The following is a 20889-nucleotide window of genomic DNA, read 5'->3' as shown; positions in this document are numbered from 1 at the left end:
GAACCACCCGCTGTCAGTCTCCGGCTCCGGACGCTGAGGCGGTTGCCTCCTCGGGGGGCGAGGCGAACGCGGTGCGGAGCCGCGTCCGTGACGCGGTGAGGTGTGCGCGCATCGCGTCGGTCGCGGACTCCTGCGAGCGCTGGCGGATAGCGGTCACGATCTGGTCGTGCTCGTCGAGCGCGTCCTCGGTGACCCTGCTGTCGCGCAGCAGCCGGAAGAGCTGCAGGTGGCAGTGCAGCTTCGCGAAGATCTCGCCGAAGTAGCTGTTCCCGGTCGCGGCGAGCACCGCCTCGTGGAACTCCGCGTCGGCCCGCGCGAACGCGGCGTACGACATCGTGCCCGCCTGGTACCGGGTGCGCATCTCGGCGGCGATGGCGGCGATCCGCTCCGCCTCGCCGCCGCGGTGCCGGCCGGCCGCGAGGCCCGAGCAATACGGCTCGATCAGGAAGCGCGCCTCGAAGAGGTCCTCGAACCGCTCCGGTGTCAGCTTCGGGGTCGCGGAATATCCGATCAGATGTGTCTTGGTGACCAGATCTTCCGCCTCCAGCCGGTTCAGCGACTCGCGGACCGGGGTCTGCGACACTCCGAGCCGGCGGGCCAGTTCGTCCACCCGGATCCGCTCACCCGGCTGGATCTCCCCGTCCAGCAGGAATCCCTGCAGCCGCTCGTAGACGACATCACTCATCCGGGCCTTCCCGGGACGCTCCGTGCGGCGCTGGCTCATCTGTTGTCCATCCAGTCGGCAGAATCTTGTGGATTCGTATTCTCAGACCATTGCAAATCGTATCCGATCTGATCTAACCTCCCAAGAAATCGAGCGCTGTATACGAATGCACCACCTCTGGGATGGTCGACGTGCACACAGATCTGCTCACGGCCCAAGCACTGGCCGAACGTCTCCTGATCACCGCAGGTGTGCCCGCCCCGGCCGCCGCCGAACAAGCTGAGCTCCTGGTCGTCGCCGAGGCCAAAGGGCTCCCGTCGCACGGTCTGCTCCGGCTGCCGCGCCTGCTCCGCCGCCTGGGAAACGGTACGGCGAGCCCGACCAGCACCGGCCGGCACGAGTGGCAGAGCCCCTGCTACCTGAGCGTGGACGGCGAGCAGGGCCTCGGCCCGGTCGTCGCCCTGCGCGCGCTGGACGCGATCGCACCCCGGGCCGAGCAGTTCGGCGTCGCGGTCTGCGCGATCACCAACAACAACCACCTCGGCATGCTCGGGTACTACGCCGCCCGGATGGCCGACCGCGGGCTCGCCTGCCTCGGGATGACCACGAGCGAGGCGCTCGTGCACCCGTGGGGCGGTACCGAGGCGATGGTCGGCACCAACCCGCTCGCGCTCGCGGTCCCGGCCAGGCCGGCGCCGCTGGTGCTGGACATGGCCACGTCGAAGATCTCGATGGGCAAGGTCCACGACCACGCGATCCGCGGCGTACCGCTGGAGCCCGGCTGGGCGCTGGACGCCGAGGGCAACGAAACCGTCGATCCGTGCGCCGCGAAGAACGGCTCGATCGCGCCGTTCGGGGGAGCGAAGGGCTACGGCCTCGGGCTCGGCCTGGGTGCGATGGTCACGTTCCTGACCGGCGCGGCCTACGGCACGGACGTCGGCGGCACCCTCGACGACCACCACCCGAGCAACAAGGGTGACCTGTTCATCCTGCTCGGCGGCGGCCGGCACCGTGTCGCAGAGGCGTCGGAGTACCTGGACCAGGTACGCCGCAGCCGGCCCGCGGACCCGGACACACCCGTCGCGGTCCCGGGCGACGGCGCCCGCGACCGCTACCAGAACTCTGTTGCTCAAGGCATCGAGATTGCCGACAGCCTGTGGCGCGAGCTCACCGCTCTCGACACGGCGCGGGAAGCAGTCCTGGCCGATTGATCCCGCCCTCGACCGGACAAGGACCACCCTATGATCATGACCGCCGCCGGCTTCGGCGTGCAGCGGGCACCCCGCACGGTTGTCTTCGGGGCCGGCCAGCGCTCGCTGCTCGGCCTGCATGCCGCCGCCCACGGCAGTACCGCGCTGGTCTGCACCGACCAGCGCCTCGCCGAGTCACCCGAGTTCGCCGGTCTGCGCGCCGACCTCGAAGACCACGGCCTCACCGTGCACGTCTGGAGCGACACCGCTCCCGAGCTGCCGATGGCCGACATCGACGCGTGCTACGACGCGATGGAGGACGTCGGGATCGACGTCGTGATCGGTATCGGCGGCGGCAGCTGCCTGGACCTCGCCAAGGCCGAGGCGCTGCTGCTGACCCACGGCGGCCCGATCGACCAGTACTACGGGGAGAACGCCGTACCCGGGCCTGTGCTGCCGGTCATCGCCGTGCCGACCACCGGCGGCACCGGCTCCGAGGTGACACCGGTCTGCGTCCTCAGCGACAGCCGCCGCGAGCTCAAGGCCGGGATCTCCTCGCTACACCTGGTCCCGGCCGTCGCGATCTGCGACCCCGAGCTCACCTACACCTGCCCGCCGAGCCTGACCGCGAGTGCCGGCGCCGATGCCGTCTCGCACCTGGTCGAGTCGTTCACCGCGATCCAGCGGCCCGCGACCGCGATCGCCGAGGGCCGGGTCTTCATCGGCAAGAACGTGATCAGCGACTTCTACGGTCGCTGGGGCCTCGAGTTGCTGCAGCGCGCGCTCCCGGCAGCGTTCGAGAACCCGACCGACCGGCAGGCGCGCTCCGATGTGATGCTCGCCGCCAACGCCGGCGGTTACGCGCTGGGCGTCGCCGGCACGGCGGCCGCCCATGCCCTGCAGTACCCGCTCGGCGCGCTGACCCACACCCCTCACGGCGTCGGCGTCGGCGTCCTGCTCCCGTACGTGATGCGCTACAACGCCCCGGCCCGGATCGACGAGTTCGCCGAGATCGCCACGATCTTCGGCAAGCCGGCCGCCGACAGCCGCGAGGCCCAGGCGCTCGAGGGGCTCGAGGCCGTCGAGGCGCTGCTCGACCGGATCGGCATCCCACCCACGCTCAAAGAGCTCGGCCTCACCGAGGATCAGCTCCCGTACGTCGCCGAGATGGGTATGCGGTCCGCCCGCCTGGTCGACAACAACCCGCGTCCGCTCGACACCGCGGCGCTGCTCGAGATCACCCGGGCCGCGTACGCCGGCGACCGCGGCAACCCCTTCTGAGACCGGCCATTTGGAGCCAGCAGATGACTTCTCCGCACGACCTGTTCATCGACGGACAATGGCGACCGGCATCCGACGGACGTCGATTCCCCGTCCACGACCCCGCCGACGGCTCCGAGCTGGCCCAGTTCGCCGCCGCGACCGAGGCCGACTGCCTGGATGCGGTCGACGCGGCCGCCGACGCACTGGCCGGCTGGGCCGCGACACCACCACGGCAGCGCTCCGAGCTGCTGCGCGCCTGCTTCGAGATCCTCACCGCCGAGCGCGAGACCTTCGCGGCGCTCATCACCGCCGAGAACGGCAAGGCGTACGCCGACGCGCTCGGCGAGGCGGCGTACGCGGCCGAGTTCTTCCGCTGGTTCGCCGAGGAGGCGGTCCGGATCGGCGGCGACTTCCGGCTCTCGCCGTCCGGTGACAAGACGATCGTCGTCCGCCGGGAGCCGATCGGGGTCTCGATCCTGGTCACGCCGTGGAACTTCCCGGCCGCGATGGCGACCCGCAAGATCGCGCCCGCGCTGGCGGCCGGTTGCTCGGTTGTCCTCAAACCCGCCGGCCAGACCCCGCTCACCGCGGCGTACGTCGTCGAGGTCCTGCACCGGGTCGGCGTACCGGCGGGTGTGGTCAACCTGGTCACCCCGGTGCACGCCGGCCCTGCTGTACGGGCGATGCTGCACCACCCCGCCGTACGCAAGCTCTCCTTCACCGGGTCGACCGAGGTCGGCCGGCTGCTGCTGCGCGAGGCGGCCGACCAGGTGATCAGCCCGTCGATGGAGCTCGGCGGCAACGCGCCGTTCGTCGTGCTGCCCGGCGCGGACGTCGTCGCCGCGGTGGAGGGCGCGATGGTCGCGAAGATGCGCAACGGCGGCTCGGCCTGTACGGCGGCCAATCGGTTCTACGTGCACTCCTCGCTGATCGACGACTTCACCAGCCGGATCGCGCAGGCGATGAAGTCCGTCACGATGGGACCCGGCAAGGATCACCGCAACGAGCTCGGCGCGCTGGTCTCACCCGAGGAGCGCGACAAGGTCGCCGGGCTGGTCGACCGCGCCGTCGGCGAGGGCGCCACCTTGACTCTCGGCGGCGAGCCGACGGCGGTCGGCGCGTTCTACCCGCCGACCGTGCTCACCGACGTGAAGCACGGCAGCGAGATCAACCAGACCGAGATCTTCGGCCCGGTGACCGCGATCGTCGAGTTCACCAACGTGGACGAAGCGGTGCGGATGGCCAACGACACTGTCTACGGCCTGATCGCCTACGTGTACGGCGACCCGACGCGGGCGCTGTCCGTGGCGCAGCGGCTGGACGCCGGCATGGTCGCCGTCAACCGCGGCGTACTCAGCGACCCGGCCGCACCGTTCGGCGGTACCAAGCAGTCCGGCCTCGGCCGGGAAGGCAGCTCCGAGGGAATTCTCGAGTTCCTGGAGGAGAAGTACATCGGGATCGAGGTGTGACCGATGACCAATGCCGTCCTTCCTACCGTGTCACCACCAGCCGACGTGGACCGCCCGAAGCCGAAGCGGCGCACCAAGGTGAAGCCCAAGCGGCAGAACCTGGCCGGCTGGCTGTTCGTCGGCCCGGTCATCCTCGGGGTGCTGTTCTTCCAGCTGGCCCCGGTCGCGGCGAGCCTGGTGGTGTCGCTGACCAACTGGTCGGGCCTGAACAAGCCGACGTTCCTCGGGCTGGACAACTACAAGGAGCTGTTCACCGCCGACGACACGTTCTGGCCGTCGCTGAAGAACACGGTGATCTTCACCCTGGCGGTTGTCGTGCTGACGATCGGCATCGGGCTCGCACTGGCCGTGCTGTGCAACCAGAAGGTGAAGGGGATCGGGATCTTCCGGACCCTGTACTACTCGCCCGCGGTGACCAACGTGGTCGCGATCGGGTTCGTGTGGTTCTGGCTGTACGACCCGGACAACGGGCTGTTCAACTCGACGCTGAAGACGATCGGGATCCACGGACCGGCCTGGCTGTCCGACGCGAAGACCGCGTTGATCGCGGTGATCATCGTGGCGATCTGGCAGGGCGTCGGCTATCCGATGGTGATCCTGCTGGCCGGGCTGCAGAGCATCGACCAGTCGTTGCTCGAGGCAGCGACCGTCGACGGGGCCTCCGCGTGGCGGCGGTTCTGGTCGGTCGTCGTGCCGTTGCTCACCCCGAGCCTGTTCTTCCTCACGATCACGCAGTTCATCACCTCGTTCCAGGTGTTCGGAATCATCTACGTGATGACGTCGGGCGGCCCGAACAACGCCACCTCGGTGTTCATCTTCCACATCTACGAGGCCGCGTTCGGGCACGGCCGGCTCGGGTACGCCTCGGCGATGGGCTGGGTGCTGTTCGTCATCGTCGGCGTCGTCACGGCGGTCCAGTGGCGGCTGGAGAAGCGGTGGGTGCACTATGACAACTGAAGCCATCAGGGTGTACAACCGCCCACCACGGCACATTCCGCGCAGGGTCGTGATCTTCGCGGTGCTGATCGTGCTCGCGGCCGTCTTCGCGATGCCGCTGCTCTGGATGGTCAGCGCTTCGCTGAAACCGGAGAACGAGGTACTCAAGAGCCCGCCGACGTTCATTCCGTCGACGGCGCAGTGGGCGAACTACTCGCAGGCCGGCCACGGGCTGCTGCCGTTCTTCCTGAACAGCTGCAAGCTGGCCGCGCTGAACGTCGGCTTCCTGCTGGTGTTCGCCTCGATGGCCGGGTACGGGTTCGCCCGGCTGAACTTCGCCTTCAAGAACCTCGCGTTCGCGCTGCTGCTGTCGACGGCGATGATCCCGAGCATGGTGTACCTCGTCCCGCAATACATGCTGTTCCGCGAGATGGGGTGGATCGACACCCACTACCCGCTCTGGGTCCCGAACGTGCTGACGCCGGTGTTCGGCACGTTCCTGCTCCGGCAGGCGTTCCGCGGCGTACCGATCGAGCTCGAGGAGGCCGCCAAGCTCGACGGCGCGTCGATCTTCGGCACCTTCTGGCGGATCATGCTGCCGCAGGTGAAACCGGCCCTGGCCGCGGTCGGCGCGCTGACCTTCATGGGCTCGTGGAACGACCTGTTCGGGCCGCTGATCTTCCTCAACTCGACGCGGTTGCAGACGATGCCGATCGCGCTCGCGCTGTTCAAGGGTGAGTTCTTCACCCAGACCAACCTGATGATGGCGGCCGCGACGCTGACCATCCTGCCGCCGCTGCTGCTCTTCCTGGTGGCGCAGAAGTACTTCGTCCAGGGCATCACGATGTCCGGCCTGAAAGGATAGTCATGCGGATCACCCGGATCGAGTCCATCATCCTGCTCGACAAGCTGCACATCGTGAAGGTGCACACCGACGAGGGCCTGGTCGGTGTCGGCGAGATCAGCCCGATGAACGCACACGTCAGCCACAGCGTGGTCGAGCAGGCCATGGCGCCGCTGCTGGTCGGCGAGGAGGCGACCGACATCGAGCGGCTGTGGCGCCGGATGTACACCAAGCCGTACAAGCTCGGTCCCGGCGGCGTCCAGCTGAACGCGATCGCCGGTATCGACATCGCGCTCTGGGACCTGCTCGGCAAGGCCGCCGGGCTGCCCGTGTACAAGCTGCTCGGCGGCAAGTACCGCCCCAGCGCGAAGGTCTACGCGAGCTCGATGTCGCGCAGGATGACCCCGCAGGAGGAGGCCGAGCGGGCGAAATCCTTTCAGGAGAAGGGCTTCCACGGCTACAAGATCCACTCGTCGACGCCGTGGATGCACGACGACGGCTTCGACCAGACCATCGCGACCGTCACCGCGGTCCGGGAGCTCGTCGGGGACGACTTCCCGATCCTGGTCGACGTCAACAACGCGTACTACGAACACACGGCAGTCAAGATGGCGCACGCGCTGGAGGACCTCGGCGTGTGGCACTTCGAGGAACCGCTCGCCGCTCACGACTACGCGGCGTACGGACGGCTTGCCGACGCGGTCGACATCCCGATCGCCGCGGGCGAGCAGGAGTACAGCATCTGGCAGTTCCGCGACCTGATCCAGACCGGCAAGGTCGACATCCTGCAGCCCGACGTGATCAAGTGCGGCGGCATCACCGAGCTGAAGAAGATCGCCGTCCTCGCGGACACCTACACGAGGCCGATCACGGTGCACAACACCCAGCAGACGATCGGCACCTCGGCCCACGCACACGTCTGGGTCAGTACGCCGGCCTGCGTCTACCCGCAGGAGTACAACATCGAGCACAACCCGATCCTCGACGACGTACCGATCTGGAAGAACCCGCTCGTCCCGGTGAACGGCGAGATCACGCCGTGGGACCTGCCCGGTCTGGGCATCGAGCTGGACGAGGACGCGATCGCCAAGCTCCGCACCAACTGACCATCCCTGAGTTTCCCCTGAGTTTTCGAGACCAGAACAGGAACGACCATGACAGAGATCTCTCGCCGGTCGGTGCTTCGGGCGCTCGGCATCACCGGTGGCGCGCTGGCCACCGGACTCCCGCTCGCAGCGTGCGGCGGCAACGGCACCGGTGGCGGTGGTGGCGGCAGCAAGAACGCCTCCTTCATGACCTGGGACACCACCAGCGGTACGCCGCTCTACAACGTCGCGGAGAACTGGGCCAAGGGCGCAGGCAAGACCATCGACATCCAGTCGGTTCCCGGCGACGACTACGACACCAAGCTGCGGACGGTGCTGTCATCCGGGGCCGCGCCGACCGTCATCCGGATCAACGACGACTACGTCCGCGGCTACTACGCGGAAGGATCGCTGCTCGACCTCCGTCCGTACCTGGAGAAGGACGGGATCAAGCCGGACGACTACTTCCCGGTCGCGTACAACTTCGCAAAGCAGCCCGACGGCGCCCACGCCGCCTGGCCGATCATGACCAACCCCGGCATCCTGATCTGCAACACCGACGCCTTCGCGGAGGCCGGTGTCGAGCTGCCGCCGAAGGACTGGGCGAACAGCGGCTGGACCTGGGACGACTTCGTCGAGGCGGCGAAGAAACTGACCAAGCCGAACGGCGAGCGCTGGGGTGCGCTGGTCTTCCCCGACACCTCGCTCGAGACCGTCTTCCCGGTCAGCAACGGCGGTGACGGCATCTACTCCAAGGACGCCACCCGGTTCGCGCTGGCCGAGCCGCAGGGCGCCGAGGCGATCCAATGGGTGGCGGACCTGGCGCTGAAGCACAAGGTGCACCCGGACTTCGCCACCGTCACGGCCGGCCGCCAGACGCCGAACTGGGCGCTGTCCCAGCTCGGCACCGGCAAGGTTGCGATGCTGCTATCGCTCACCAGCGGCATCCCCTACCTGCGCAAGAACGCCAAGGTGAAGTGGGACATCTTCCCGACGCCGATGAAGGTGAAGCGGACCACGGTCAACACGCTCACCGTGCTCGCGGTCCCGAAGGCCTCCAAGGATCCCGACGCCGCGTGGGACTTCCTGAAGTACTGCGCGGGCGCCGACGCGGCCAAGCTGCTGGCGCAGTCGCGGGGCTTCATGCCTGTCGCGAAGAGCTCGTCGTCGCTGTTCGTCGCCGACGACAAGGCGCCGGCGAACCTCGCGATGGTCACCCAGGCGCTCGGCAACGCGGTGAACGAGAACTTCAGCCGCTACATCGAGCGGGCCCGGACCATCTACCGGCCGGTGCTCGACGACGTCTGGAGCGGCAAGAAGACCGCGGAAGCGGCGCTCGGCAGCGTCAAGCAGAAGGTCGAAGACGTTCTCGCAGGCAAGGGATGACCGGATGAAGATCACTGACATCACCGTCGACGTCACGTCCGAGCCCAAGGAGCACGCGGTCCGGGACGCGATCCAGCTGCTCGACCGCAACGGGCACACCAGGGTCCGGATCGACACCGACGAGGGGGTGAGCGGCGTCAGCTCGACGTACTTCGGTCGCGTCGAGAGCTCACCCGCCGTCCTCGGGAAGCTGATCAGCGAGCAGCTGGCGCCGGCGATCGTGGGGGAGGACCCCACGCTGATCCGGGGGATCCGGCATAAGCTGCAGACGCTGACCGACTACCAGGGGACGGTCGGGCTCTCGTCGTACGGGATCTCGGCGATCGACCTGGCGCTGTGGGATCTCCTCGGCAAGTCGCTCGACGTGCCGGTGTGGAAGCTGCTCGGTGCGCAGCGCACGGCGATCCCGTCGTACGCGATGGTCGGCTGGCTGGAGCTCGACGTCGCCGGTCTGGAGCAGGTGTCCGCGCGGGCGATGGAGCAGGGCTTCCGCGGCGTGAAGATGAAGGTCGGCGGCGGGCCGCTAACCGAGGACGTGCAGCGGATCAAGGCGGTCCGGAACGTGATCGGGCCGGACGCGCCGCTGATGGTCGACGCCAACCAGGCCTTCGGGTACGCCGAGGCGCTGCGGCGCGGCCGGGTGTACGAAGACCTGGACTGCCGGTGGTTCGAGGAGCCACTGCCGGCAGGGGATACCGACGGTCATGTCCGGCTGGCGGAGAAGCTGGACATCCCGATCGCGACCGGCGAGAACCGCTACGGGCAGGCCGCGTTCCGGGACCTGATCGCGCGCGGCGGCGTGGGCGTCGTACAGCCTGATCTGCGGCGGGCCGGCGGGCTCACCGACTGCCTCGAGATCGGGTTGATGGCGGCCGGGTTCGGCGTACCGTACGCGTCGCACGGCGGCGGCGCGCACATCCACGTGCTGGCCGCACTGCCGAACACGATCTACGTCGAGAGCGGTCTGCTCAACGGCAACGTCGAACTGGTCGACGGGTGCTACCCGTTGCCGCAGGGGCCAGGCCTGTCGTCCTGGAACGACTGAATTGGTGGGCGCCCCGCGCGCCGGTCAGTCGGAGACCGTACGGACGAGGGTGGTGGTGAAGACATCGGTGCGGTAGTAGGCCTCGGCGCAGGCGACGACCTCGCCGTTCTCCGAGAGGCTGCGCTGCTGGGCGTGCAGGGTGGCGCTCCCTTGGCGCAGGCCCAGGTGACGGGCCTGCGCGGCGGTCAGGGACACGCCGTGCAGCGTGGCCTCGTCCTTGACGATGCGTACTCCGGCCGTGCGGAGCATGCCGGGGAGGTCGTTGCGAATGTCGGCCAGCCGATGGGGATCGGGGAGTTCGATGTCGCCCACGGTGGTTGGTAGGTAGTCGTGGAGCAGGATGGCCGGTGCGCCGTCGATCGTCATGCACCGCTCCACTCGCCACGGGGCGGCGTACGTGTCCTCGAGCGCCGCCCATTCGGGCCACCGGCCGCGCGAGGTGGCGAAGTGGCTCAGCCCGACCTCGTGCCCGGCGTCGGCCAGGCGCCGCGGGAGTGAGCCGACTTGCTCCATGCCCAGGTAGATGCTGCCGGCGGAGGTCAACCGGCTTGCATCGGCGATGAAGGTGCCGACGCCCCAGCGGCGCACCACCAGTCCCGCGTGCCACAGGCGGGACAGGGCTTGGCGGACAGTGACCCGGCTCGTCGACAGCTGAGCCGCGAGCTCGCTCTCGCCGGGCAGGCGATCTCCGGGGCGCCCCGCGAGGATGAGCTCGCGGCAGGCCGCCTCGACTTGGTGGACTCGGTTGGCTTGCGGCATGCGCCCATTCTGGCGTCCCTGGTGTCCGATCCCCGTCATCACCATGACCCGAGCTGGTAGAGCTGGCGTGGCGAGCTGGGGAACGCGTCGGTGACCGATGCCTCGTAGAGCAGCTCGAGGAGCTCGGTACGCGTGCCCTCGAGGACCTTGTCGTACGCGAGGTTGTGCTGCTCGTACGGGTCGGTGCGCAGGTCGAAGAGCTGCTCGCCACCGCCGGCGAGGTGCCGGGAGTACCGGTAGCAGTCGGTTCGCACGGTGCGGGCCCAGCTGCGTGGGGTGGCCTCGACATGTGAGTTGTTGGACTGCACCAGCAGGTGGTCACGCTGGTCCGCCACGCCGGCGCCCGTGACGAAGGGCAGAAGGGACCTACCGGTGAGCAGATCGGCCTGAGCCACGGTGCGGGTCTTGTTGTCGCGCGACGGCACGCTGGGGTGCGGCACGCCGGCCCAGTCGTACACCGTGGTGGCGATGTCGGTGAGCTCGACCAGGGCGTCGCACTCGCCGGGCCGCGCGCCGGGTGCGCTCGCGATGAGCGGCACGCGGATGCACGAGTCGTAGTGACGCTCCCACTTGCCGAGCAGGCCGTGGTCGTGGAGCAGTTCCCCGTGGTCGGAGGTGAACACGACCAACGCGTCGTCGGCGCGGCCGGTGCGCACGAGCGTCTCCCGGAGGCGGCCGAGCTCGTGGTCGAGGTGAGCCAGGTCGGCGAAGTACAGGTGACGGTCCCGCTTCCAGTCCCGCTGCTCGTAGCTGGGAATCGCGTAGCGGTCCTGCCGGTAGTACGGGATGGCTGCGTCGAGCCATTCGGCGTGGATCGGCTCGGGGATGTTGTGCACCCGGACCCTGTCGACGTACTCCGGCGGCGGCGTGAACGGGTTGTGCGGCTGCACGTAGCTCACCTGGGCGAACAGGTCGCGCTCGCCACCCGACTCGAGGTACTCCATCGCGCGGTCGGTGATCCAGGCCGTCTGCGAGACCTCCGCAGGGTACGGCAGGACGTACGCCTCCTCGGTGCACTCGGGGTACCGCTTCTGCGCGTCCAAGATCCGCGACCGCAGGTCTTCCTTCTCGGGCCCGTACTCCGCGAGCTCCTCGATCATCGTCATCCAGACTGTCGCGAGTACGGCGTCGTAGTACTCGGGATAGGTGGCACGTACCCAGTCCGTCCACTCACCCGCCCGCGAGTCCTCCGTGATGTGCGTGACGTCGAACCCGTACTCGCCGTACTCCGGCCGCAGCACCTCGATCTGCGGGACGAGGTGAAGCTTGCCGAAGGCACCTGTTCGCCATCCCTGCGACTGCAGGCCGTGCATGAAGGTCGGCACCGACGGATCGAGCCGGTAGCCGCACTCGGTCAGCCCGTGGCTCGGCGTCGGCATTCCCGTCGCCAGGCTCGCCCGGGCCGGACTGCACACCGGGTTGGGCGTGAAGGCGCGGGTGAACGTCACCCCTTCGGCCTGCAGGGCGTCGAAGTTCGGCAGGTCCACCACATCGTGCGTCCGGGCAACCTCCAGCCACTTCGCGGCGAGTTGATCGACCATGACGAGGACGATGGTGCGGGGCGACCGCGACGGGATCGGCACCGGCGCTTCTCCTTTGTGTGATGGTCGGATGGTCAGGTCGCCGCCTGGGCGACGTCGCTCGCGTCGTCGGCGCGGCTCGCCTCCTCGCGCAGTACCGGGCGTGCGACGAGAGAGGACACGATCATCAGGCCCGCCAAAGCCGTCAGGTACAGCGACACCGGGACCGTCGATCCACTGGATCGGAACAGCAGCGCCGCGAAGATCGGCGTGAGCCCACCGCCCAGTGCCGCTGCCGTCTGGAAGCCAGCGAGATCCCTGTGTAGCGGAGCTTGGCGGGGAACAGTTCGAAGAAGAGGGCCGCCTGAGCGCCGTACGCCACGCCGGACAGGACACCCACGACACCCATCGCCGCGAAGATCAACGGCACCGACGCCGTGTCGCCGGCCCAGAACATCAGGTACGGCGCCGGGATCAGCGCCACGCCGCCCAGGACGTAGGCCCGGATTCGGCCGAGCCGGTCGGACAGCAGACCGCCGACAAGGGTGGCGAGCAGGTAGAAGACGGCGGCGATGAGATTCGCCTCGGTGGCGGTGGGTCGTGGCAGGCCGATCTCGTTCACCAGGTGTCCGACGAAGAACACGCCCTGGGTGAACCCGAAGGCCGCGACCCCGATGTACATCGCGATGGCGAGCAGCACCGTACGCCAGTGCCGGCACAGCGTCTCCCAGACAGGGACGCGCACGACCTTCTGGCCTGCAAGCACCCGCGCGAACTCCGGCGACTCGTCGATGCTGGAGCGGATCACCAAGCCGACGACGATGAGGACCACGCTGAGCAACAGCGGAATCCGCCAACCCCAGGCCAGCAACTGCTCCGACGTCAGGGTGGTGGTGAGAATCGTGACAGTCAGCGTCGACAGGATGATGCCCAGCCCGCTGCCGGTCTGGACGGCCGCACCGTAGATACCGCGACGATGCCTCGGCGCGCTCTCGATCATCAGGCTGACCGCTCCTCCCCACTCGCCGCCGATGCCGAAGCCCTGGAGGAACCGCAGACCCACCAGCATCATCGGCGCGGCGATCCCGGCACTCTCGTAGCTCGGCAGCACGCCCATCAGCGCCGTCGCACCACCCATCAGGAGCATCGAGAGAATCAGGGTCGGCTTGCGGCCGATGCGGTCCCCGAGGTGCCCGAAGATCACACCGCCGAGCGGCCGTGACAGGAAGCCCACCGCGAAGGTGGCAAGCACCAGCAACGTCGCCACCGACGGATCCGACTGCGGGAAGAAGATCTTCGAGAAGACAATCGCCGTCAGCGTGCCGTAGACGGCGAAGTCATAGAACTCGATGGTATTGCCAACCACCGTGGCCGCAACCAGTCGGCGCATCGAGCGGGACCGAACTCCAGCGACGGTAGACATGGCGACTCCAAAGGGAGAGAAACTATGAGGTATAGACGTCTTGTCCTCACAGATTCATGGCATCGCCCCCCGATGTCAAGAGTTACTTGACCGTACGTCGGAAGTGGCCCGGTGCAGCCCTCAAGCCGGGTGAGGGTCCGCAGCGCCTCCTCCCCGCCCTCGACGAGCACCAGCGCGATCGCGATAACTTCGCGACCTCTTCTTGCATCACATCGTGCGGATACTTTCGACACGATCTGGACGGTGATGACTATGAAGGACTCGAGGTCGCGGTGGGCCGGCGTACTGCCACTGGCCGCACTGCTGGCGGCAGGCCTCGGCGCCGGCCCGGCGAGCGCCTCGCCGGTGGTGGCGCCGACCGGGGCTCAGCAGGTGACCGCCGCGTGCAAGATGCCGGTCGGTTCGGTGACCGCTGCGGGCGATCACTACATCCGCGAGTACACGGCGACCAGTCCACCGTCGATGACCGGTGAGACGCGCGGTCTCCTGGCGACATTCCTGGATGCCGGGATGGCTGGTTCTATGGTGAAGGAGCCGGTGGCCGCGGGTTCGCGGTACTCCGGCTGGATGGTCTTCGGCAACGTCATGTGGGCCGTGAGCTACGAGATCGACGCACAGAACAAGCCGATCGCGGGTACGACCAAGACGGCCCGGGTCGGCGGCGGCTGGGACGGGTACAGCTATTTCGAGACCTCTCGCACCACCACGCGGACGAATCAGTACGCACTCCGCTCGGACGGCACGCTGTTGCGGTGGACGATGAGCGGCGGCACGTGGGCTGCGAAGGTCAGCGCCCCTGGCTTCTCGTCGGTCCGGGCGATGGCCCTGATCAGCCAGACCTCCGCGTACGACACGTTCCTGGCCACGACCCGCGGTGGCGCCCTGTATTCGGTCCGCGTGCCGACGACCGGCGCGTTCAAGCCGGTGGTGAAGCTGGTGGGGGCGGCGGGGAGCCGGTGGGAGAAGCCCATCAACCTGGTCGCGGAGCGCTGCGGCCAGTACGGCACCTTGCTGCTCGGCATCGACCGCAACGGCCAGAACGCCGAGATGTTCGCGATCGGCCACGTTAACGGCACAGCGACCGTCATCAACGAACTCCATTGGGTCGACGGTGAGTTCGCCGACCCGGTCTACTTCCGGATGACCGGCCGCCCGGATCTGACCCCGCCGCTCAACGGCGAGTAGACGGCAGACGCGCTGCTGATGTGCCCTGGTTCCCCTCGTTTGCCACTGGTGACGCGTCTCTTACGGGCACCGTTCAGGCCTCCGGTAGGTCGTGGTCGTCGCGGTGATGTACGGCGTCGGCGGCCTGATCGGCACAACGGTCTTCTGACGCCGGTTCGAGGACGACGACGGGGATCAGACGGTCGGTGCGTTGCTGGTAGCGCCCGTACCCTCCGTGGATCTTGACGATCTGTTCCCACAGCGCCACTCGCTCTGGGCCGGTCGCGATGCGCGCGATCAGGGTGCGGGTCGTCCCGCGCAGTGTGACCTGGACTGCGGGAGTGGCGCGCAGGTTGTGGTACCACGCGGGATGCCGGTCATCGCCGCCGAATGACGCCACCAGCACGACGCGGTCGTCATCGGCAATCGGCGCTGTCAGGATTGTGGTCCGTCGCTGCCCTGTCTTCCGGCCGATGGTGACGAGCCCGACCACCGTCATACCCGCGGCCCGGCCGAACACCCGGCCCTTCGACCGGAAGAACACGGCCCCGTGCAGCGTGGTGAAGGCTCTGTAGAGCGCGTCCTTGGCTCGCATCATGATCACCCCAGTATGGCGGCGTCCGGATGCCGGCTCCGCCGGTGTTGTCAGCGGCCCAGGAGTTTGTCGAGCCAGCTGCCGCTCTGGTGTTCGGCGTCGTCGGTTGGCTCCTCACCGAATGGGGCGTCCCGCTCGCTCCGTTGGTGATGGGAATGATCCTGGGGCCCTTGCTGGAGGTCGCAGCGCAGCAGTCGTTCGCGCTGTCGCCTACGTTCTTCCTGGAGCGACCGATCTTCATCGCCTTCGCTGCCCTCACCGTGGTATCGGTGCTCTTCGGGATGCGTTTGCGACGCAAAGGCATGGCCGGAGACGAGGACTGAAAGGTGAACAGATGAAGGTGATCGTCATTGGTGCGGGAGTCGTCGGAAGCGCGACGGCGTACGCCCTGGCCAAAGCCGGGGCCCGGGTCACCGTGTGCGAGGCGAAGTACCCAGGGGCCGGTACATCGGGGGAGTCCTACGCGTGGATCAACGCCAATCGCAAGGAGCCCCGAGAGTACTTCGACCTCAACGTCGACGGCATGCGAGCGCACGACCGCTGGCACCGAGACCTCGCGGAGAGCGCGGGTGCGCTGGGCCAATGGCTCTGGCACACCGGCCACCTCGAATGGAGCACAGATCCGACCCACTCAACTCGTCTCGACGAGAAGCTCGAGCGGATGGCGGACTGGGGTTATCCGGCGGACGTTCTGGAACCACGTGAAGCCTTGGCAGTGGAGCCGGCCTTGCGTCTCGGAGAGGGCGTAGACCGTGTGGTGTCCTATCCGCAAGAGGCGTTCTGTGTTCCGGAGCTGCTGATCTCGGTCACGCTGCAGGCGGCCCGCGCCCTGGGGGCTGAGGTACTCACAGGTTCCGAAGTCACCAACATCGAACACGGTGATCGAGCCTATGTCCGCCTCGCCGACGGGACAGTTCTCGACGCGGACGTAGTGGTGACCTGTGCAGGTCGGTGGACCGGGAAGGTGCTCGCTTCCGCCGGCGTCGACCAAGTGCCGATGGCTCCCACCGAGGCGAAAGGTCTGCCGACGATCGGTCTGCTGGCTTACACACGCCCACGTCCGCCACGACTTACTCGGATTGTGACCACCTCGCGGCTCAACGTGCGACCACAACCCGACGGTGGCATGGTGCTGCACGCGCTCGACCTGGATGGTGTCGTCGACCCCGCTGGCACCGTCGACGCAGATGGGTCACTGGCAGCCGACCTGCTGGAACGGCTTGCAGAGGTCGTCAGGCTGGACAGCCCTGCGGAGATCGAACGCCTACAGATCGGACGACGATCCATCCCGGCCGACGGGAAGACGGTCAGCGGCTTCACCGGCGAAGGCGCATGGCTCTACGCCATCGCCACCCACAGCGGCGTGACCCTCGCGCCCTTGCTGGCCGACTACGCGGTCCAAGAGATCATCCAAGGAAACCCTGTCGAGCAGTTGGCGCCGTTCCGTCCAGGTCGGTTCGCCACCTATGACCAGCAACCTGCAACCCCGCGCGCAACGGTGCCCGGCGACCAGTAAGACTGCCGCAGTGCGGGTGAGCTAGTCGTCGTCGGTGTTGTCGTCCTGGGGTTGGATGCCGACGACGCCGGGTACGGCCGTGAGCGCGGTCACGAGGTCGCGCAGCGGTGCTTTGCCGCGGAACCGGGTGTTGACCGCGACGATGCGGTCGCCGTCAGGCTTTTCGTCCAGCGAGGTCGACAGGATCGCGGCATGGAATCCCATGCCGGTCGCCGTCGCGAGAACGGTGCGGAGCACGCCCTCGCCGTCGTGGTACCGGACGGCGAGGACTCGGCGTCGGTCCGGTGTCGGCAGTATGCGCCCGAGAGGCGCGAGCAGGAGAATCGTCACCAGATGCAGACCGGTGACCGCCGTCGCGACGACAGGCATCCCGGCGGCGCACGCCATGCCGACGCCCGCGGACACCCAGATCGTCGCGGCCGTGGTCAGGCCGCGGACGATGTCGCGGCGCGTGAAGATCACCCCGGCTCCGAGGAAGCCGATTCCTGAGACGATCTGCGCGGCGATGCGTGATGGGTCGACGACGACGTCGGTTCCGACCACGCCCGAGAAGCCGTAGGCAGAGACGAGGGTGAAGACCGCGGAGCCCATGCCGACGAGTGTGTGGGTGCGCAGGCCGGCGGCCTTCTGGTGGTACTGGCGTTCAAGGCCGATGATCGCGCACAGCACGAAGGCGAGTCCGAGCAACTGAAGCTCGGTCGTCGTTGTTTCGGTCCAGGCCCATCCCATGCTCAACCCCTTCGCACGGTCTGCGTCGGAGCACCGCCGGAGGCCGGAGTACGGCGCTGGATCCAGCCGGTGTGGGTGTGGTGAAGCAACGATGAACGTCGCATGCTCCCTCTTCTCGATCGGTTCTCATAGTGGTAGCGTCCACGACTGGGACCGATCCCGGGACCGGTCCCAGTTTCGGACATTCCGAACCATATCTCGTCGGAAGGCACGAAGATGCACCGTTTCAAACGCTCTCGCCGGCCCCTTGCCCTGGCAGCGGTCGTAGCGGCTGTCGCTGTAACCCTTGCCGGTTGCTCGGCGGACTCCTCAGGCTCCTCGGGCGGTGGCGCCGCCACCGTGAGTTTGATGATCTGGGATCCGGCGCAGAAGGCGGGTGTGCAGAAGGCCGTGGACGGATTCCAGGCCGCCAACCCGGACGTCAAGGTCTCGCTGGAGCAGGTTCCGGAGGACCAGTACTACACGAAGCTTGATGCATCGCTGGGCGCCGGCGAGGGCCCGGATGTGATGTGGCAGAGCTCGCGGGCTCCCGTGTATGTCGAGGGCGGTGCCCTGGAGCCGTTGGACGGGTACATCGAGAAGGACAAGGTGTCGATGGACGCCTACCCGGACAAGCTCGTCAACTTGTACAAGTTCGACGGCAAGCAGTACGGCATGCCCAAGGACCAGGACGTCTGGTCGGTCGTCTACAACGCCGCGGTGTTCAAGAAGCTCGGGGTGACCGACGTACCCACGGCCGGATGGACGTGGGAGGACATGCTCCGGATCGCCGGGGAGATCAAGGCGAAGCAGACCTCGTCTGCGGATGTGCCGATGTACTACAACTACGACTTCAACCGTGGAGTGGGCAGCCTCATCCACTCCCTCGGAGGCACCGTCGTGAAGGACGGCAACGGCACCGTGTCCTCGCCGCAGGGCATCAAGGCGTTCGAGATGATCAAGGACCTGCAGGACAAGAAGCTGATCCCACCGGTCAAGGACTCGGCGGACTTCAAGGGCACGCAGTCCCTGCTCTCGGGAAGCATCGCCATGGCGAAGGTTCCCTCCTGGGAGCTGTCCTTGCTCGCGCAGGCCAACGTCCCGAGCGGCACGTTCCACATGGTCCCGCAGCCCTCGGTCAACGGGTCGCGGGCGACCGACACCAACGGGCTGTCCTACGTCATGAACGCCAACTCCAAGAGGAAGGATGCGGCGTGGAAGCTCATCAAGTACCTCACCTCGGCTGAGGGCGCCAGGCTGCATGCCGAAGGTGGCGCGAGCATGCCGGCGAACGTCTCTCCCGACGTCAAAGCGGCGTACTACAAGGCGAACAGCAAGATCGACGGGATGCAGGAAGCGTTCGATGTGACGCTGAAAGAGAACTACCTGCGCACTACCACCGAATTCCCGAAGATCCGTGCGGTGATGCCGGAGATCGAGAGCACGGTGGCCGGTCCGTACTACGCCGGATCGATGTCCGCGGCGGAGGCGGCGAGCAAGGCCGACGCCATCCTCACGAGGTCTCTGAAGCAATGACCAACGTCACGCTACGACGCACCGCGGGCGTTGAGGAGGGCCTGCGCCGCCCAGTGGTGCGGCGCAAACCGGGTCGGCGCGACGCCCGGATCGGCTTCCTGTTCCTGCTTCCCCTCTTTGCCGGACTCCTCGTCTTCCGCTTCTACGGCTTCGGCTACAACGTGTGGCTGTCGTTCAACAAGGCGGGCGCCTTCGGCCGAGCAAGGTTCACCGGACTCGAGAACTACGAGCGGTTGTTCTCCGACAGCCAGTTGCGGATTTCGCTGGTCAACACGTTCAAGTTCACCGCGATCGTCGTCCCTGGTGTGGTCGTGGTGGCGCTGCTGTGCGCCACATTGATGCAGTACAAGTTCCGCGGGCAGTCGGCGTTCCGAGCGATCGTGTTCCTGCCCGCGGTGTGTCTCCCGACCGCGGCCATCTTGTTGTTCGGGTGGCTGTTCCAGACCCGGTACGGCCTCGTCAACGCCGTGATCCAAGCTGTCGGTGGCTCGTCTGTCAGCTGGTTCGGATCGTCGGCCGGCGTGACCGTCGTCATCACGGTGATCGTCGTCTTCCTGTCCTTCAGCGTCCCGACGATCATTCTGTACGCCGGCATGCAGGAGATCCCGTCCGACATCTACGAGTCGGCCACCCTCGACGGCGCCGGGCCCGTGCGCCGGTACTTCTCGCTCACCCTGCCGCTACTCAGCCCGTCGCTGTTCTTCGTGATCCTGACGACGACGATCAGCACACTGAAACTGTTCGACGTGGCCTACGTCTTGCTGCCGCCCGAGCAGTCCGCTTCGGTGAACTACGGACTCACGGCCGTGTACTACTACTACCAACTGGCATTCCTCAACGTCGGTGACCGCGGATACGCCTCGGCGGTCTCCCTGCTGTTGTTCGTGCTCATCCTCGCCGTCTCGATCGTCTTGTTCAGGCTGCAACGGCGTTTCGTCCACTACGGGGAGGACGGCTGATGCTGCACCAATATCGCCTCCGCTGGTGGACCTTCGCCGTCATCGCCGCGGTCGCGCTCCTGATCCTGGTGCCCTTCGCATGGATGGTCGCCACGGCCTTGATGACCCCGGGCCAGACCCTCCTGGTCCCACCGAAGGTGATCCCGAACCCGGCGACTCTCGACGGGGCGCGGGGCGTGTTCGACCGGATCCCGTACCTGACCCTGTTGGGGAACACGGTCGTCGCTTCGATCGGCCGGGTGATCGGAACACTGGTCATCTGCACGCTCGCCGCGTATGCGCTCGCCGTCATCAAAGTCCCCGGAGCCCGGGTCATCCTGGTCACCGTTCTGGCCCTGATCATGGTCCCCGGCGACATCTTCATCGTCCCGAACTTCGCGATCATCTCCGCGTTCGGTCTCACCGACACCCTCGTGGCCTTGTTCCTGCCGTCGATCTTCGACGTCTTCGGGGTGTTCCTGCTCTATCAGTTCTTCCGGGGGATCCCGCGGGAGCTGGTCGAGGCGGCCCGGATGGACGGCGCATCACACCTGCGGATCCTGACCACGATCGTCGCGCCGATCGCTCGGGGTGGACTCATCACGCTGGCGATCTTGACGGTGCTCTCGGAGTGGAAGGAGCTGCTGTGGCCGATCGTGGTCAACAGGTCGATCGACAAGCTGACCCTGGGACCAGGGATCGCCCTGCTCCGCGGCTCCTACACCACCGACTACAACGTCTTGATGTCCGCCGGCGTGCTCGCCGCTCTGCCGATGATCGTCATCTTCCTCATCCTCCAGAAGCGGTTCATCGCCAGCGTCGCCCGCAGCGGGCTGAAGTGATCGACG

The 20889-nt window shown here is 67.4% G+C and carries 20 protein-coding genes; 14 read left to right on the top strand and 6 right to left on the bottom strand.

All coding sequences use genetic code 11. The features are described from left to right. Positions 1 to 13: 13 nt before the first annotated feature. On the bottom strand, positions 14 to 724 hold the full coding sequence (locus EV649_RS06550; RefSeq protein ID WP_130381473.1) for a GntR family transcriptional regulator: 711 nt from the start codon (positions 722 to 724) through the stop codon (positions 14 to 16). A 122-nt stretch (positions 725 to 846) separates the two neighbouring features. On the opposite strand from EV649_RS06550, the gene EV649_RS06545 reads away from it, so the two are divergent. Genes EV649_RS06545 through EV649_RS06510 form a run of 8 tightly spaced genes read left to right on the top strand, consistent with a single transcriptional unit; the run spans position 847 to position 9882 of the window. Next, positions 847 to 1875, top strand: a complete 1029-nt coding sequence (locus EV649_RS06545) for an Ldh family oxidoreductase (RefSeq protein ID WP_130381471.1) — start codon at positions 847 to 849, stop codon at positions 1873 to 1875. A 30-nt stretch (positions 1876 to 1905) separates the two neighbouring features. Beyond that, entirely contained in the window at positions 1906 to 3135 is a 1230-nt protein-coding gene (locus EV649_RS06540) for an iron-containing alcohol dehydrogenase (protein WP_198682333.1), read from the top strand. A gap of 23 nt (positions 3136 to 3158) precedes the next feature. After that, positions 3159 to 4586: an NAD-dependent succinate-semialdehyde dehydrogenase gene (locus EV649_RS06535; RefSeq protein ID WP_130381469.1), complete on the top strand. Its 1428-nt coding sequence runs from the start codon at positions 3159 to 3161 to the stop codon at positions 4584 to 4586. Positions 4587 to 4589: 3 nt separating this feature from the next. After that, positions 4590 to 5543, top strand: coding sequence for a sugar ABC transporter permease (locus EV649_RS06530; protein ID WP_130381467.1), 954 nt, complete (start codon positions 4590 to 4592; stop codon positions 5541 to 5543). Then, a complete protein-coding gene (locus EV649_RS06525) occupies positions 5533 to 6387 on the top strand; it encodes a carbohydrate ABC transporter permease (RefSeq protein ID WP_130381465.1) in 855 nt (284 codons plus the stop codon). The genes EV649_RS06530 and EV649_RS06525 overlap by 11 nt, the downstream gene beginning before the upstream one ends. 2 nt (positions 6388 to 6389) lie before the next feature. Further along, a complete protein-coding gene (locus EV649_RS06520) occupies positions 6390 to 7472 on the top strand; it encodes a mandelate racemase/muconate lactonizing enzyme family protein (protein ID WP_130381463.1) in 1083 nt (360 codons plus the stop codon). 48 nt (positions 7473 to 7520) lie between these two features. Beyond that, on the top strand, positions 7521 to 8837 hold the full coding sequence (locus EV649_RS06515) for a sugar ABC transporter substrate-binding protein (RefSeq protein ID WP_130381461.1): 1317 nt from the start codon (positions 7521 to 7523) through the stop codon (positions 8835 to 8837). A gap of 4 nt (positions 8838 to 8841) precedes the next feature. Beyond that, positions 8842 to 9882, top strand: coding sequence for a mandelate racemase/muconate lactonizing enzyme family protein (locus EV649_RS06510; protein ID WP_130381459.1), 1041 nt, complete (start codon positions 8842 to 8844; stop codon positions 9880 to 9882). Between the two features lie 24 nt (positions 9883 to 9906). Here the strand turns inward: EV649_RS06510 and EV649_RS06505 are convergent, their stop codons facing one another. The 3 genes from EV649_RS06505 to EV649_RS06495 all read right to left on the bottom strand — a co-directional run bounded on the left by EV649_RS06505 (position 9907) and on the right by EV649_RS06495 (position 13584). Then, positions 9907 to 10641: a GntR family transcriptional regulator gene (locus EV649_RS06505; protein WP_198682332.1), complete on the bottom strand. Its 735-nt coding sequence runs from the start codon at positions 10639 to 10641 to the stop codon at positions 9907 to 9909. Positions 10642 to 10679: 38 nt separating this feature from the next. Further along, the gene (locus EV649_RS06500; RefSeq protein ID WP_130381455.1) at positions 10680 to 12224 is read right to left on the bottom strand and encodes a sulfatase-like hydrolase/transferase; all 1545 of its coding nucleotides are present in this window, start codon (positions 12222 to 12224) and stop codon (positions 10680 to 10682) included. A gap of 142 nt (positions 12225 to 12366) precedes the next feature. Further along, a complete protein-coding gene (locus tag EV649_RS06495) occupies positions 12367 to 13584 on the bottom strand; it encodes an MFS transporter (protein ID WP_130381453.1) in 1218 nt (405 codons plus the stop codon). A 252-nt stretch (positions 13585 to 13836) separates the two neighbouring features. Between EV649_RS06495 and EV649_RS06490 the strand changes: the two genes are divergently transcribed. After that, positions 13837 to 14769, top strand: a complete 933-nt coding sequence (locus tag EV649_RS06490; RefSeq protein ID WP_130381451.1) for a hypothetical protein — start codon at positions 13837 to 13839, stop codon at positions 14767 to 14769. A gap of 73 nt (positions 14770 to 14842) precedes the next feature. On the opposite strand, the gene EV649_RS06485 is transcribed toward EV649_RS06490, so the two are convergent. Next, on the bottom strand, positions 14843 to 15346 hold the full coding sequence (locus tag EV649_RS06485) for a nitroreductase family deazaflavin-dependent oxidoreductase (protein ID WP_130381449.1): 504 nt from the start codon (positions 15344 to 15346) through the stop codon (positions 14843 to 14845). A 26-nt stretch (positions 15347 to 15372) separates the two neighbouring features. Here EV649_RS06485 and EV649_RS40750 point away from each other — a divergent pair, with 26 nt between their 5' ends. Continuing rightward, the gene (locus EV649_RS40750; RefSeq protein WP_157996192.1) at positions 15373 to 15666 is read left to right on the top strand and encodes a hypothetical protein; all 294 of its coding nucleotides are present in this window, start codon (positions 15373 to 15375) and stop codon (positions 15664 to 15666) included. A gap of 11 nt (positions 15667 to 15677) precedes the next feature. After that, positions 15678 to 16859 (top strand): FAD-binding oxidoreductase, encoded by a 1182-nt coding sequence (locus EV649_RS06480; protein WP_157996191.1) that lies wholly within the window; start codon positions 15678 to 15680, stop codon positions 16857 to 16859. Between the two features lie 21 nt (positions 16860 to 16880). Here EV649_RS06480 and EV649_RS06475 read toward each other — a convergent pair whose 3' ends face one another. Beyond that, positions 16881 to 17588, bottom strand: a complete 708-nt coding sequence (locus EV649_RS06475) for an MgtC/SapB family protein (RefSeq protein ID WP_130381445.1) — start codon at positions 17586 to 17588, stop codon at positions 16881 to 16883. 348 nt (positions 17589 to 17936) lie between these two features. Here EV649_RS06475 and EV649_RS06470 point away from each other — a divergent pair, with 348 nt between their 5' ends. From EV649_RS06470 to EV649_RS06460, 3 genes are read left to right on the top strand one after another with little or no spacing between them, the layout of a single operon-like run. Then, the gene (locus tag EV649_RS06470; RefSeq protein WP_157996190.1) at positions 17937 to 19103 is read left to right on the top strand and encodes a sugar ABC transporter substrate-binding protein; all 1167 of its coding nucleotides are present in this window, start codon (positions 17937 to 17939) and stop codon (positions 19101 to 19103) included. After that, a complete protein-coding gene (locus tag EV649_RS06465) occupies positions 19100 to 20062 on the top strand; it encodes a sugar ABC transporter permease (protein ID WP_130381441.1) in 963 nt (320 codons plus the stop codon). Before EV649_RS06470 ends, EV649_RS06465 begins: the two co-directional genes overlap by 4 nt. Continuing rightward, entirely contained in the window at positions 20062 to 20883 is an 822-nt protein-coding gene (locus tag EV649_RS06460; RefSeq protein WP_130381439.1) for a carbohydrate ABC transporter permease, read from the top strand. Before EV649_RS06465 ends, EV649_RS06460 begins: the two co-directional genes overlap by 1 nt. Positions 20884 to 20889: the final 6 nt, after the last annotated feature.

It is taken from the genome of Kribbella sp. VKM Ac-2569, assembly GCF_004216905.1.
Taxonomy (GTDB): domain Bacteria; phylum Actinomycetota; class Actinomycetes; order Propionibacteriales; family Kribbellaceae; genus Kribbella.
This window is presented reverse-complemented; position numbering and strand designations above follow the sequence as displayed.